Annotated in this window: 11 protein-coding genes; all 11 read right to left on the bottom strand. The window is 52.8% G+C overall.

What is annotated here, in order from left to right:
* Positions 1-24: 24 nt before the first annotated feature.
* Positions 25-318, bottom strand: a complete 294-nt coding sequence (locus tag METH11B_RS0121855; RefSeq protein WP_026603865.1) for a type II toxin-antitoxin system RelE/ParE family toxin — start codon at positions 316-318, stop codon at positions 25-27.
* Complete coding sequence (locus METH11B_RS0121850) at positions 315-539, bottom strand: addiction module protein (RefSeq protein WP_026603864.1); 225 nt, start codon at positions 537-539, stop codon at positions 315-317. Before METH11B_RS0121850 ends, METH11B_RS0121855 begins: the two co-directional genes overlap by 4 nt.
* A gap of 86 nt (positions 540-625) precedes the next feature.
* Complete coding sequence (locus tag METH11B_RS29285; RefSeq protein WP_133120723.1) at positions 626-970, bottom strand: hypothetical protein; 345 nt, start codon at positions 968-970, stop codon at positions 626-628.
* Between the two features lie 100 nt (positions 971-1,070).
* Complete coding sequence (dnaK, locus tag METH11B_RS0121845; RefSeq protein ID WP_026603863.1) at positions 1,071-3,005, bottom strand: molecular chaperone DnaK; 1,935 nt, start codon at positions 3,003-3,005, stop codon at positions 1,071-1,073.
* 71 nt (positions 3,006-3,076) lie between these two features.
* Entirely contained in the window at positions 3,077-3,712 is a 636-nt protein-coding gene (gene grpE, locus METH11B_RS0121840; protein ID WP_026603862.1) for a nucleotide exchange factor GrpE, read from the bottom strand.
* Positions 3,713-3,762: 50 nt separating this feature from the next.
* The gene (hrcA, locus tag METH11B_RS0121835; RefSeq protein WP_026603861.1) at positions 3,763-4,803 is read right to left on the bottom strand and encodes a heat-inducible transcriptional repressor HrcA; all 1,041 of its coding nucleotides are present in this window, start codon (positions 4,801-4,803) and stop codon (positions 3,763-3,765) included.
* 552 nt (positions 4,804-5,355) lie between these two features.
* Positions 5,356-5,685 (bottom strand): glycine zipper 2TM domain-containing protein, encoded by a 330-nt coding sequence (locus tag METH11B_RS0121825; RefSeq protein WP_036276311.1) that lies wholly within the window; start codon positions 5,683-5,685, stop codon positions 5,356-5,358.
* 223 nt (positions 5,686-5,908) lie between these two features.
* Positions 5,909-8,251 (bottom strand): TonB-dependent receptor, encoded by a 2,343-nt coding sequence (locus tag METH11B_RS0121820; RefSeq protein WP_155931177.1) that lies wholly within the window; start codon positions 8,249-8,251, stop codon positions 5,909-5,911.
* Positions 8,252-8,512: 261 nt separating this feature from the next.
* On the bottom strand, positions 8,513-12,472 hold the full coding sequence (locus METH11B_RS0121815) for a cobaltochelatase subunit CobN (protein ID WP_026603858.1): 3,960 nt from the start codon (positions 12,470-12,472) through the stop codon (positions 8,513-8,515).
* Complete coding sequence (locus tag METH11B_RS27250) at positions 12,459-12,794, bottom strand: DUF2149 domain-containing protein (RefSeq protein WP_036278116.1); 336 nt, start codon at positions 12,792-12,794, stop codon at positions 12,459-12,461. The genes METH11B_RS0121815 and METH11B_RS27250 overlap by 14 nt, the downstream gene beginning before the upstream one ends.
* Positions 12,772-13,380 carry a MotA/TolQ/ExbB proton channel family protein gene (locus METH11B_RS0121805; RefSeq protein ID WP_026603856.1) on the bottom strand — a complete coding sequence of 203 codons (609 nt, stop codon included), beginning with the start codon at positions 13,378-13,380 and terminating at the stop codon, positions 12,772-12,774. The genes METH11B_RS27250 and METH11B_RS0121805 overlap by 23 nt, the downstream gene beginning before the upstream one ends.
* Positions 13,381-13,411: the final 31 nt, after the last annotated feature.

Below are 13,411 nucleotides of genomic sequence, written 5' to 3'. Positions count from 1 at the left end.
TTATTTCAGTGTGGATAAATTCAGTTATAGCCTGCCCAACCAATAATCGGGCCTTCTTTTCTTATGCGAAACCGCCAAAATTTGTACGCCAGCATGATTATCCCTAAAGATAATTCTATAAGGAAATTTAAGCAGGGAAACCACTCGAATATTTGGTTTTCGCTCAACTCGATAACGTCCTGGCATATTGGCAACGCTAATCATAAAGCTCTCAAATTCCGCCAAATAGACAGCACCTAAACCTGGCTGCCTTGATTCGTAAAATCCGATAATTTCTAAATGTTCATGCTGCGCGCCGGGGTGAAATCGATAATTCATTTCAACAATAACCGCGCTTTAGCGCTGACTTCCTCCGCTGAAATTAATTCGACCAAACCTTGATCTATTTCATCGGCACGTCGCTGGGCTTCGTCTAGCCAAGCTTCCTTTAATTCTATATCCGATAAATTTTCCAAACTCAGCAGCAAACTATGAGCGAGCTTTGCGCGCTCTGATGGGGGAAGATGTAGCGCTTCGCTTTCGATTATTGACGTGTCCATTATTTTTCCCGTAAAAATCGATTTAAATTTCAAGAATGCAATATGCTAGGCGTACGCGGTCAATACTAGCCGTAGACGCCAGAGTTCTAATAATTTGGTAATAAAACAAATAACACACCAAATATCAGTCTGATAACATGAAAAAAAGCAATCCCAACTGCAACAATTTGTGCCAAATAAATTTTCCAATTTTTTTGGCACAGACTTATAGATCTCCAGAAACAAATCAGGCCTGTTGAGTAGATTAAAAACTCAAAAAGTCCAAAAGGTATTGATAATGCAGGGTGCAACAAGTATCCATATGCAAACAAATTGGCATGACCATAAATCTTACCCAAAACCCTAACAATTACTATTGGAAGAACAACCAATAATAAAAATGCTAAACGTGGCGACAAATCTCCATTCCATGCACGAATAAACCAAATCATAAACAAATACTCAACCCGGTAACTCATAAGGCAGAAGCCGCTGGGCGTTCCTCCTTGTCAAGAGCAAGGGCGGATCGCCTGATGGCATCCGCCCTACACCTTACTTTTTATCGTCCTTAACTTCTTCAAATTCGGCATCGACCACGTTGTGATCATGCTCGGCGGCAGCGTCAGAGGCGCCTGCGGCATGTCCGGCCTCGGCACCGCCTTCCGCACCTTTCTGTGCGTAAACGCGTTCCGCCAATTTACCGGACAGTTCGGTCAAGGCATGAGTTTTAGCTTCAATCGCCTCTTTATCGTCAGACTTGATCACCGCGTGCAGGTCTTTGATCGCCGATTCGATGGCCGATTTTTCGTCGCCGGATACTTGATCGCCCAATTCTTTCAAGGACTTTTCGGTGGCGTGGATCATGCCTTCAGCAGAGTTGCGCGCCGACACCAGTTCTTTCAGTTTGCGGTCTTCGTCAGCATGTAATTCGGCATCTCGCACCATGCGTTCGACTTCTTCATCCGACAAACCGCTGGACGCTTTAATCACGATGGATTGTTTCTTGCCGGTGGCTTTGTCTTTCGCCGATACGTTCAAGATACCGTTAGCATCGATATCAAACGATACTTCGATTTGCGGGATACCGCGCGGTGCGGGTGGAATGTCTTGTAAATCAAAACGACCCAATGATTTATTACCCGCCGCCACTTCGCGCTCGCCTTGCAACACATGCACGGTTACTGCGGTTTGGTTATCGTCTGCCGTCGAGAAGGTTTGCGAGGCATTGGTCGGAATCGTGGTGTTTTTCTCGATCAACTTGGTCATCACGCCGCCCAGGGTTTCGATACCCAATGACAGCGGGGTGACGTCCAGCAACAATACGTCTTTGACGTCGCCACCCAATACGCCGGCTTGAATCGCCGCACCCAAGGCTACCGCTTCGTCAGGGTTAACGTCTTTGCGTGGTTCTTTACCAAACAACTCTTTCACGAAGGCTTGGACTTTCGGCATGCGGGTTTGACCGCCGACCAAGATCACGTCGTTGATTTTAGATGTCGAAATACCGGCATCTTTAATCGCTTGCAAGCAAGGACCTTTGGTTCTTTCGATCAGTTCGTCAACCAGCGACTCCAGTTTGGCCCGCGTCAGTTTGACATTCAAATGTTTCGGACCGGACGCATCGGCGGTAATGTACGGCAGATTGATGTCAGTTTGTTCGGCTGATGACAATTCGATTTTGGCTTTTTCCGCGGCTTCTTTCAGACGTTGCAGCGCCAATGGATCGTTGTGCAAATCGATGCCGCTGTCGCGTTTGAATTCGCCGGCCAGGAAATCGATTATGCGCAAGTCAAAGTCTTCACCACCCAGGAAAGTATCGCCGTTGGTGGCCAATACTTCGAATTGGTGCTCGCCTTCAATTTCAGCGATTTCGATGATGGAAATATCGAAAGTACCACCGCCCAAATCGTAAACCGCGATGGTAGTGTCGCCTTTCGGTTTGTCCATACCAAACGCTAACGCGGCAGCGGTCGGCTCGTTGATGATCCGTTTCACATCCAGACCGGCAATCCGTCCGGCGTCTTTAGTCGCTTGACGTTGCGAGTCGTTAAAGTACGCAGGCACGGTGATAACCGCTTCTGTGACTTCTTCGCCCAAAAACGCTTCCGCGTCTTTTTTCAGCTTCATCAGCACCCGTGATGATACTTCTGGCGGCGCCATTTTTTTACCGTGACATTCCACCCAAGCGTCACCGTTGTTGGCTTCCATAATTTTATAAGGCACCATCTTGATGTCTTTTTGTACCGCATCTTCTTTAAAGCGACGGCCGATCAAACGTTTGATCGCGAACAAAGTATTCTCAGGGTTGGTGACCGCCTGACGTTTAGCCGATTGGCCGACCAATACTTCGTTGTCGCCGGTGAATGCGATGATAGAAGGCGTGGTGCGCGCGCCTTCGCTGTTTTCGATAACCCGCGCGGTGCCGTTTTCCAGGACTGCGACGCAGGAGTTAGTGGTTCCTAAATCGATGCCGATCATTTTGCCCATTGATATTCTCCAGACTTGATTTGGTAATAAATTAAAAAGTTGTTAGCGATATGCGGTTGATCGTCTTAATTTCAAGCCTGCTCATCGATTTTTGCACTATCGGCCGGTTTATCGTCGGCTTTGGCCACCACCACCATGGCAGGACGCAGCAGACGGCCGTTCAATACATAACCTTTTTGGAAGACGTTTAACACGGTGTTGGGTTGGGCGGTGGCGCTGGGTTGCATCACCATGGCCTGGTGTAATTCCGGATTGAACACTTGACCAATGGGGTCGACGGTTTCGATATTAAACTTGGCAAATACCGACTCGAATTGTTTGATGGTCAATTCGCTGCCTTCGCGCAATTTCACTATTTCCGGGCTATCGCCGGTCGCCGCTTGCAGGCCTAATTCCAGACTATCCAAAACACTCAGCAATTCTTTGGCAAATTTCGCCAGACCGTATTTGCGTTCGTCGTCCAAGTCTTTTTGCACGCGTTTTTTTAAATTTTCCATCTCAGCCATGGTGCGGATGGCTTTATCCAGATTGGCCGCAGCCTGTTGCTGGGCTTGCTCCAGTTGTTCCTGCAAGGCTTCCACAGTGACTGCGGCGCCGGGCGCTTCATTAGGCTGTTCGTCGGCGTCCATTGGCTTGGTTTGCTCCAAGACTTCGGCTATCAAATCGCTATCCGATTGTGGTTCGTGGCTAGATTGCTGATGACTCATTACTTACTCCATGGTTCTAAAACTTTTTGTTGGCCTAACGATAGGGCCATTTATTTCGGATTCAAGGCCGCGCCCAATAATTTTGCCGTCACATCCACGAACGGAATCACTTTTTCGTAAGCCATGCGGGTCGGTCCAATCACACCCAACACCCCAACCACTTCGTCATTCACTGAATAAGGCGCCGTCACCAAGCTGCAATGATCGAATGCGCTATAGCCGGACTCTTCACCGATAAAAATCTGCACACCTTCGGCCTGTAAACACTGATCCAATAAATGGATGACGCCACGCTTTTGGCTAAAAGCTTCGAACAGTTGTTTAAGACGCTCCATGTCCGACAACTCGGAAAAGCCCATTAAATTCGTTTCGCCGCTTAATACATAATCGTCGTTGGGTTGCTCGGTGAAGGTAAGCTGTGCCATGTTCACCGCGTCCATCATGCCTTGATTGACCTGCCGCTGATCGTGTTCCATCTCCCGCACGATCAAATCGCGAATTTTCGCCAAGCTGCGGCCGGAATAAACCGAATTCAAATAGTTGGCAGCCTGTTGTAATTCCGCAGGACTGAATTGCTTGTGGGTATGAATAATTTTGTTGTGCACTTCCTGGTCGTCGGTGACGAAAATCACCAACACCCGGGTATTGGACATCGGTAGAAATTCGATGTGCCGCAAGGTGACGCTTTCTCTGCGCGGCAAAGTCACCACGCCGGCCATCCGCGTCACGTCCGACAGCAATTTAGAGGCCTTGCTCAACACGTCGCTAGCCTTATCCGCCTCGCCTTTCAAGCCATGTTGCAGTTGATCCAACTCGCTGGATGCCAAAGGCTTGACGGTTAACAAACTGTCGACGAATAAACGATAGCCGCTCACGGTCGGTACTCGGCCGGCGGAAGTGTGCGGGGAATGGATCAAGCCCATCTCTTCCAGATCCGCCATCACATTGCGAATACTGGCCGGACTAAGCTTTAGCTGCGGATCTTTAGACAACAATCGCGAACCAACAGGCTGGCCGTCCTGGATATAACGTTCAACCAAGGTTTTTAATAAATACAGCGATCTTTCGTTTAAATCTTGTCCGCCAGCCACGTCATCCCCCAAATTCCGTTAGCACTCGATATTGGTGAGTGCCAGACAGCAAAGCTATCAGCTGGGTCCAGCATTGTCAACGGCTTGAACAGGTTATCAATAAACTAAGCATAGCCTGCACATTCAAGGGCTGGGATTGAATCTCCGAAACACCAATCTTATCAAGAACTGATAGACGGGCAGTTTTTCCGGAACTGCAATTTTTAGACGCATCCTCGATATTGTCCAACAACGGGCAATAAAAAACCCTGCAAGCCTTGCGACTTGCAGGGTTTTGATTCGATCTAGCGTTTGGTTATCCGGACTGTATAACGGGAACGCAAACTGACAATAAACCGCTACTGCCAGTGATCTCAAGCGCCCATTTGGGAGAAAGACAACACATAGTAGCTGTAATAGACAACGACAAAAAACAACAATACATTCAATAACTTTTCCACTCTACTGTATTGCTCTTGTTGATATTTTTTACCATTTTTTATTCTCATTTTGTCCTCCTGTCGCATGAGCATCCAAAAATTCAAAGCCGGTTAATTAATTGGCGGTAGCTGATTAACGACTCATACTGTTGCCGATCCAAGCGCCCGCGGCGGCACCGATGCCGGCTCCCAACGGATCGCCCTTACTCATCTCGTAACCCGCTACACTACCTAACGCGCCGCCTACCAAGCCCTGAGTGGATCGTTGGTCGTTACTGTTGTAGCGCGGTGCAGGCGTCGGTGCCGGGACGTATTGCACAACCCGCTCCGGTACATACACCCGCTCGACCTCGACGTACCGGTCATGGTGGTGATGTTTGTGATGACCTCGTCCATGCCCATCAGCCATTGCTAACGGCGAAACCAACAGACTAATTACAACGACACTTGCCACTCTAAACATAAATCCCCTTTATCGAGAATAATTCATCTATGAGTTGATTCTAGAGCGCAATGTTTAAGTCTTGATTAGGAAAAGATTAAGAACAGATGAAGACGGCAAAGCCAGCGCTGACATCGCCAATTTTTGTGAACTGTGCACGCTAAGCGAGCGCTGGAGCCGCCAATAGCCTTGCTTCCGAATACTCGGTAGCGTGCGAATATCCGGAAACTGACAATCACTAAAGCTAAAAGCTGTAAGAAATTTCCCCATAAACCGTGCGGCCGGCTTGTTGGTAAAACGCCGAATACTCCCTAGCCAACAAGTTATTCACCGAAAACGACAAGTCGATATTCTTCGTGGCCTGATACGCGATGCGGGTATCAACCAGAAAATACGGGTCGTAGCTACCCGGCACATTAGTGTATTGGTCCAGGTTCTGATCGTCGAAGTACGGCTGACTGACATAGCGGCCAATGATGCCACCGATCCATTTGTCGTATTTGACGTCCAGTGCGCCGCTAAACATGGTTTCCGGCAATTGCACCATTTGCTTACCGACGATTAACGGATTGGCGGTGTTTTCGGTGATGATCGAATCGTTCAGCGTGTACGTGCCGTTGAAGTGCAGCCAATCCCAATACAGTTTCTGCCGCAACTTAACTTCCACGCCTTCCACCTCGGCCTTGCCGGCATTCTGCCTTTCGGTGAGCGTTTGCAGTAAACCGGGAGTCGGAATTCCGCTTTTGGCATAGATCAGATCGCTGATGTAATGATGAAAATAGCTGGCTGCTATAGTGGTGCCCCCGATAGGCGTAGCCTCGCCGCCCACTTCCCAGGAATGCATGGTTTCCGGTTCCAAGTTCGGATTGGGTTCGGTCAAAACCGTTGATGTTTGCGTGTTGCCGTACAACTCGAAATTGGTGGGCGGACGAAATGCCCAACCAGTGGACGCAAACAACTTGTAGCCGTCGACTGGCAACCAAGTCAGGCTAAACTTGGGATTAAACTGTCCAACCGAGCGTTCCTGATAGCTGCGGTTCACTGCGGGACTGGTACTTTGATTCAAACCCGAGGTCGACCAATCGTCATAACGCACCCCTAAATGCGCGATCAGATTGCTCATGATCCACAGTTCATCCTGCAAATAGGCCGAATAAATACTGGACTCACCGCTACCAAAAGCGGTGCGGCTGGTGATTGAGTCCCAGTTACGCCAGTTGCCTAGTGCATAGCGCGATTGGCCTTCCAACTCGCTGTGCGTGGCGCCAAAGCCCACAGTCAGGAAATTGCGTTGCGCCCAAAGAAAAGGAAAACGCAATGCCACGTTACCGTCAATCCGGTTGCTGGGCGTCACCGTCAATTGGCCAGTGCCGCCGCTTAGCGAATCCGAGGTAACGTTGGCAAACGGCGAGTAAGTCTCGTGTTGCATGTATTGGAAGTCGATATTCAACTTCACATCATGCCCAAAATCGTGCTTCAGATGCGTGAAATAACGCCGCGTGTCTTCGATTGACGGCAAGGAATGCAGGAATAATTGTTCGTAGACGTTGTAACGGCGACCGTCGATATTGATGTTATTGCTGGGATTGCCGGCGTTGCCGACGCCTATCGCCAGTGGATTGCCGTTACTACGGGTCAAATAACTGTTATAGCTACCGGTATCGCTAGTTTCGCTGCGGCTCCAACTCATGCCGCCGTCGATTTGGGTGCTGGGCGTCAGATCGTAATACAGATGCAGCGACGCGTTATTTTGCTCCCAGGGGCGCCTGCCCTTGTCGCCGATCAGATACACCGGGGCGCCCTGGTTGTTGATGGTCGGCGTTGCGCCTAACACCGGCACCGACGCACCGTTGGTGGCCGTGGTACTGCGCGCGACCGTGACATAATCCGAGACCGCCCAATTGTCGCTATCCATATGATTAAAGGTCAACGAAATCCCTAAACCGTTTTCGAAACGGTCCCGGTAACGGCCCTTGATGCCCCATTGATCGACCGCCGCGCCGCCGGCACCAAACGACAAGCGGCCCTCGCGTTTGGTCGGCACCTTGGAGATCACGTTCAATACCCCGCCCATCGCCCCGCTGCCGTACAAAGCCGAGAACGGTCCCGGCACGTACTCCACTTGCTGGGCGTCGTCCATGTTCAGGATATTCCAATCGACATTTCCGTTGCTGCCGGTATTGACCGGCAGACCATCGATTAAATACAAGGAGCGGTTAGTGCCGCTGACACCGTGAAAACTTGAAGACGCCACGCTGGATCCAGGAAAGTTAGTACCGTAAGCACTCCCGCGCAAATACACCCCCGGCACGTCTTTCAACGCATCGCCGATACGTTGGGTCAGGCGGTTTTCAGTATTATCGGTGGTAATCACACTGACATTCGCAGGGGCCATCGCGGCGCTCATTTCCGAGCGGGTAGCGGTCACCACGGTTGCGCCCAACGTGTCTTCGTTGCCCGCCGATTTGTCTGTCTTCGTGGTTTCGGTAGACCCCGCCGCAGCTTGATCGATTTCTTCCGCCAGGATTTGAGTGCTGTAGGCCAAATTGCTCAAGGCCAACAGCGTTATTAAAGATAAACGAGACAAAGTACTCCTCCTGTAATCAACCGCCAAACGAGATGGCTGCTTATGGTTTGTTGGATATATTTTTAATTTTTCTTACATCGAGCGCGGACCAGCCCTCGAATTTCGTCTATCAAGGCACCACGCCGTTATTCATATCGGGCCTAAGTCGGCCCTTAAATCCCCTATAGCCGCCATCCCCGCGCAAGCGGGGATCCAGACTTCCAACTTTTCTGAGTTACCGCCTTCGCTGGAAAGACATAACCAAGGTTTTCGGGCCGACCTCTAGGTTTTTTGCTTACGCTGCTCCCAACTACCGCGCAGATAACCGGCAGCAAACAACAGCAATATCGCGAAACTCAACCACCAGCTTTGCGCCGAACTCAACGGTTGCTGTTGCTCGGCGCTGTCGCTGTCGCTGGCGGCTTTCTTCTCTTCCATCTCATAGCCTTCCAGAGGCTTGGCGGCATCCGGCGCAGCTTGTGCTTGAGACTGCGCGGGTGGCTGTTGCGATTGCGGCTGACTCTGTATGGGCTGCGGCTGTGACTGAGCCGCTGCGGATGCCGGTGGTTGGGCTTGCGCCCCCGGCGCCGCTGCTTTCGCAGCCTTGGCTGCATCCTGTTGTTCGGCTAGCTTGGTGATTTCCGGGCTGCTGCAAGTGTCCTTGTTGCAGGCCACGCCAGCTTTGGCAATGACTTCCTTGTTAACTTGTTCCAGCTTGGCTTTCACCGCCGGATCGGCTTTCCAGTAGCCTTTGTTGATAGCCACCAACATCCGATCCACCATCGCTTGGTAGGCCAGCAGGTTGTCGGCCTGTTCGAACTTTTTCTGGATGTCCAGCTGGTATTTGTCCTCGACGTAGGTTTCGTACATCGCCTGCCATTTCTCGCTGCCGACCGCTTCCGGCACCGTCACCTGCCAACCCCACAGGTTTTCCGCGACCATATTGATGAAGCGGGCGCCGGCATAGCCTTCTTTCAACATCGACTCTATCCATTTCGGGTTCAGGTAGCGGCTTTGCATTTCCCGGCCCTGATAGCGCTCCAGACTCATAGTCTTGGCAGCGGTCGGGTCGGACAAATCGGCGACCAACACTTCAGGGGTTTTGCCGTTGACCTGCCTTGCCGCCATTGCGGTGCCGCCCAGATATTGGAAGAAGTCGTCGCCGTCCAGGCTGGCGTAGACGTTACTAGAGCGGCTGTGGATCACCGCGTCGGTATCCTTTAACGACATTTTGAATAAGTCCACCGCCAGCGTCGCGTCCTGGCTGGCTGCTTCGCCCCAATGGCCGCGACCGTAAACGTGGTGCATGCGGTTGAAGAATATGTCGGCCAGTTGCTTTTCGTCGGTCCAGGTGTTGGACAGCGGAATCGCCCGATCCAAATTGGTGCCGTAGGCACCGGACGGCACGCTGAACAAGCGGGCCGAAGCCATGTCCAACGCTTCCTCAGCTTTCAATCCGCGCTTGACCAATTCAGCCTGGGTTTCCTGGATATGCCGGCGTAATGGATTGTCCGGCTCGTCCTGTTCCTGAGCCTTGGTTTCGGCCTGATCCAACAGCTTGATGACTGAGGAGAACAAATCCCGATACAAACCGGACGGAATGATGGTGACATCGACGCGTGGCCGGCCCAGTTTATCCCGCGCAATCACGTCCACACCTTGGGTGCGACCGCGTTCGTCCCAATGCGGTTTGACGCCGAGCAGATGCATGATCTCGGCTTCCATCACGCCTTCGTGGCGCGAGCTTTCCACGCCCCACAAATTGAATACCAGCCGCTCCGGATAGTGGCCGTGCTGCTTTTTGAAATCGGCGACCACTTGCTCCGCCAGTCGTGCGCCTTCGTTATAAACCGACTCGCTGGGAATCCGCGACGGATCGAAACCGTACAAATCCTTGCCGGTCGGCAACGCGTCCGGGTTACGCAACGGGTCGCCGCCGCTGCCGGCTGCGATATAGAAGCCGGCCAGCGCATCCATCAGCGCGTCCATTTCGGCGTTGGCGCTGTCGGCTATGATGTTGGCCATGGCCTGGATTTTCTGCTTGCGGGCCTCACCTTTCAGCTTGGTGTCGCGCGACACGATGGCTTCGGCAAAACGCAAGCGGGTTGCTTCGTCCGGCGCCTTGCCAAAGGTATGCAAGCCCATCGGCACTTTTTTCTCGCGGATTTCCTTTAAATAATGTTCCAGCTCTTCCAGCTGGTCGCCGGTTTCGGCGCGTTGCATTTTCAGGTCTTTCAGCAGCCCGGCCTTGCCGGCGATCTGGTTGATCTCATCCAGCCTGATCTTTGCCAGCTGTTCGCTTTTTTGCGCGGCGACGTTGTAGTCGTCCAGTAAACCCGCCAGCTTAGCCAGTTCCGGATTCAGATCGGCCTTGTCCAAAGGCGGCGTCATATGCGAAATAATCGTCGCCATCGCTCGGCGCTTGGCCTGCAAGGCTTCGCCGACGTCATCCATGATGTAGGGGTAAATCTGCGGCACGTCGGCCATCAGAATCTCGCCGGGATCGACTGCGCTGAAACCCACTTCCTTACCGGATAGCCATTCGTGGGTGGCGTGGGTGCCCAGATGGATCATCGCGTTCGCGCCATAGCCTTTTTGCAGCCATAAGTAAAACGCCACGTATTGATGGTGCGGCGGCATGGTCACGTCGTGGTAGAGTTTTTTGACGTCCTGCTCCCAACCGCGCGACGGTTGCGGTGCCAGCAGCAGATTGCCGTATTGCAGCGCCGGTAGGATCAAAAAGCGCTTGCCCTTGGCGTCGGTCCAGGCGCCGATCTTGCTGTCTTCCGGTTTGCCCCACGACTTCAGCATCGCCGCCTTGAAGGTTTCCGGCAAGGTGTCGAACCATTTTTGGTAGTCTTCGATCGGCAGCAACACCGCGCGGCCGCTGGCGGCGGCTTCGGCAATCGCGCCGGGCTCCCAGTTGCCTAGGTTGATGCCGTGATTTTTGACAGCGGCTTTCAAGGCATCGCCATCTTGCGGCGCATTGCCCAATTGATACCCTTCCTTACGCAGTCTCTCCAAGATTTGCAGCAACGATTCCGGCAACACGTTCAAATAGGAGGCGCCGATGTTCTCCTTGCCCGGCGGGTAGTTGTAGTACATCAAGGCGACTTTTTTGTCGGCGTTGCCGGTACTGCGCAATTTCACCCACTTGTCCAGGCGGTCGGCGTAGCGGGCGATGCGTTCCGGGATTGGGGTTTCGCGGACGAAATCCTGGCCGGTGATCTTGTCGTGTACGCTCTCCTTGCTGGCGACCACGGTCGGGGCGATTTCGCCGGCGAATTCCGGCAAGGCCACTTGCCAGGCCCGCTCCATGACGTCCAGACCAGTTGCGGACTCGGTCCATTGCGTCTGGCTTTGGCTATTCAAGGCAATACCGTTTAACACCGGCACCCCCAAACGCGTCAGCGTCGGTACGGTTTTGTCCGGGCTGGCGCCGATCTTCAAGGCTAGCGCGGCGATGGCTTCGACCCGTGATTTGCCGTCGGCATTGATCAGCATTTTTTCCAGAGTTTTGTCGTAGGGGTAGCCGAACACCGGCAGTACGTTGTAGCCTTTGGCCTCCAGATTTTCGGCCAAAGTTTTTACCGTATCGGTTTGCCCGGACAAAGCCGAGGAGCGATAGAACAAAATGGCTATCCACGGTTGGCCTGCTTTGAAACCCGCGTAAGCTTTTTGGTAGCTATCAAAATCCGCGAACAATTGCTTGCTGCGCACGTCGAAGGCGCCGATTTCCGGCTGAGCTTGCGGCGGCGCGATGTCGGCCTGGACGTTTTTGAATTTGGCCAAGGCCAGTCGGATCATGTTGGCGGCATTGTCGGCGCCGCCGGCCGACATATAGGCTTGCAGCTCTTTGTCCAGTTGCAGGCCGTAGTCGGCGAAATCCGCGTCGTAACTCAAACCCACCGCGTACAGCTTGCCGCCGCGCGCGACGATCTGTTTGAACATCTCGCCGCCCTCGCGCAGAATGCCGCGCCCGGTAATCTGCGCTAGTACCAGATGGGATGTTTGCAATGCAGCACTATCGGCTTGCGCCAGCTTGGAGCTGGAATACACTCGGATCGACACGCCTTTCAACAACGGATCATTTTGCAGTTTGGCCGTGGCTTCGACGGCGGTTTGCGAATCCAGGTCACCGAGGATCAGGCTCAGGTTGATAGGCGTTTCGGCCGCTGCCAAACCGGTCGCCAACCACAGCAACGGGATCAGCAGCCAGGCCCAGTATTTATTCCGGCACATAAACTACCTTGCCGTCGTTCAAGCGATAGGCGGTCCCCAAGCGCTCGCCGGAACCGCTGAGTTTGCGGTCGGTGACTTTGGATACCTTGATCTGCGAACCCTTCTTACTGACGATCTCCATCGTGCCGTCGGCGTTCTCCTTGGTCATCGTCACAGTCGACTCCGGGTTCATCAAATCCAGCATGTTGTAAGCCATGAACAAGGCCACCATCATGCTAACGATGAACACCACGCTGGCATCGAACAGATTCGCGACGCCGGCAATCGGATCTTCCAGCGGCTCGCTGTTGCGGTGCAGATTAGAGCGTCTCAGATAGCGCATGGCTTTCCTCCGCGATAGTCAGGTCTTGTGCGTCCAGAATCCGACTGGCAGCCAGTTCGGCCTGATGGCGCATCGCCGCAAAATCGGCACGCAGCCATTGCTCGCGTACCAATGCCACCAGATAGGTGATTACGCCGCAGCCCAAACCGGTGACGGTAGCGGTAAACGCGGTGACCATGCTGCCGGCCATGCTGGGAATGTTGCCTTGTGCCAAGGCAGCCAGGGAAATACCCATCGGAATCAAAGTGCCCATCAAACCCAGCGCCGGCCCCAATTTAATGACAAAGCGAACTTGGTCCAACTTGATCAATTGCTGATGTTCGTGGGTTTGCAGCAGCAACTCCAATTCCACGTCCAGCGGCGCGGCATTGGCGCGTTGCTGGCGCCCCAGCGCGACGGCCAGATCGAGATTGAACAAGCGCACGGTGCGCGAGCCGGCCTTGCGTCGTTCCAGCCATTCCTGCGCCAAACGACCGCAGACATAGACCGAATAAGCGGCCAGCAAAGTGACGATCAGCAATACCGGCAGGTAGAGCGACGACGAGATCATGTACAGAATTTGTTCTAGTGTATGGGTGAGTTCCACGGCCTTCCTCCTCTATAAAATTGTTGTTGTT

Origin of the sequence: Methylomonas sp. 11b (genome assembly GCF_000515215.1) — a bacterium.
Classification (GTDB): Bacteria; Pseudomonadota; Gammaproteobacteria; order Methylococcales; family Methylomonadaceae; genus Methylomonas.
The sequence above is the reverse complement of the archived record's forward strand: the minus strand, read 5'-3'. Positions and strand labels throughout refer to the sequence as shown.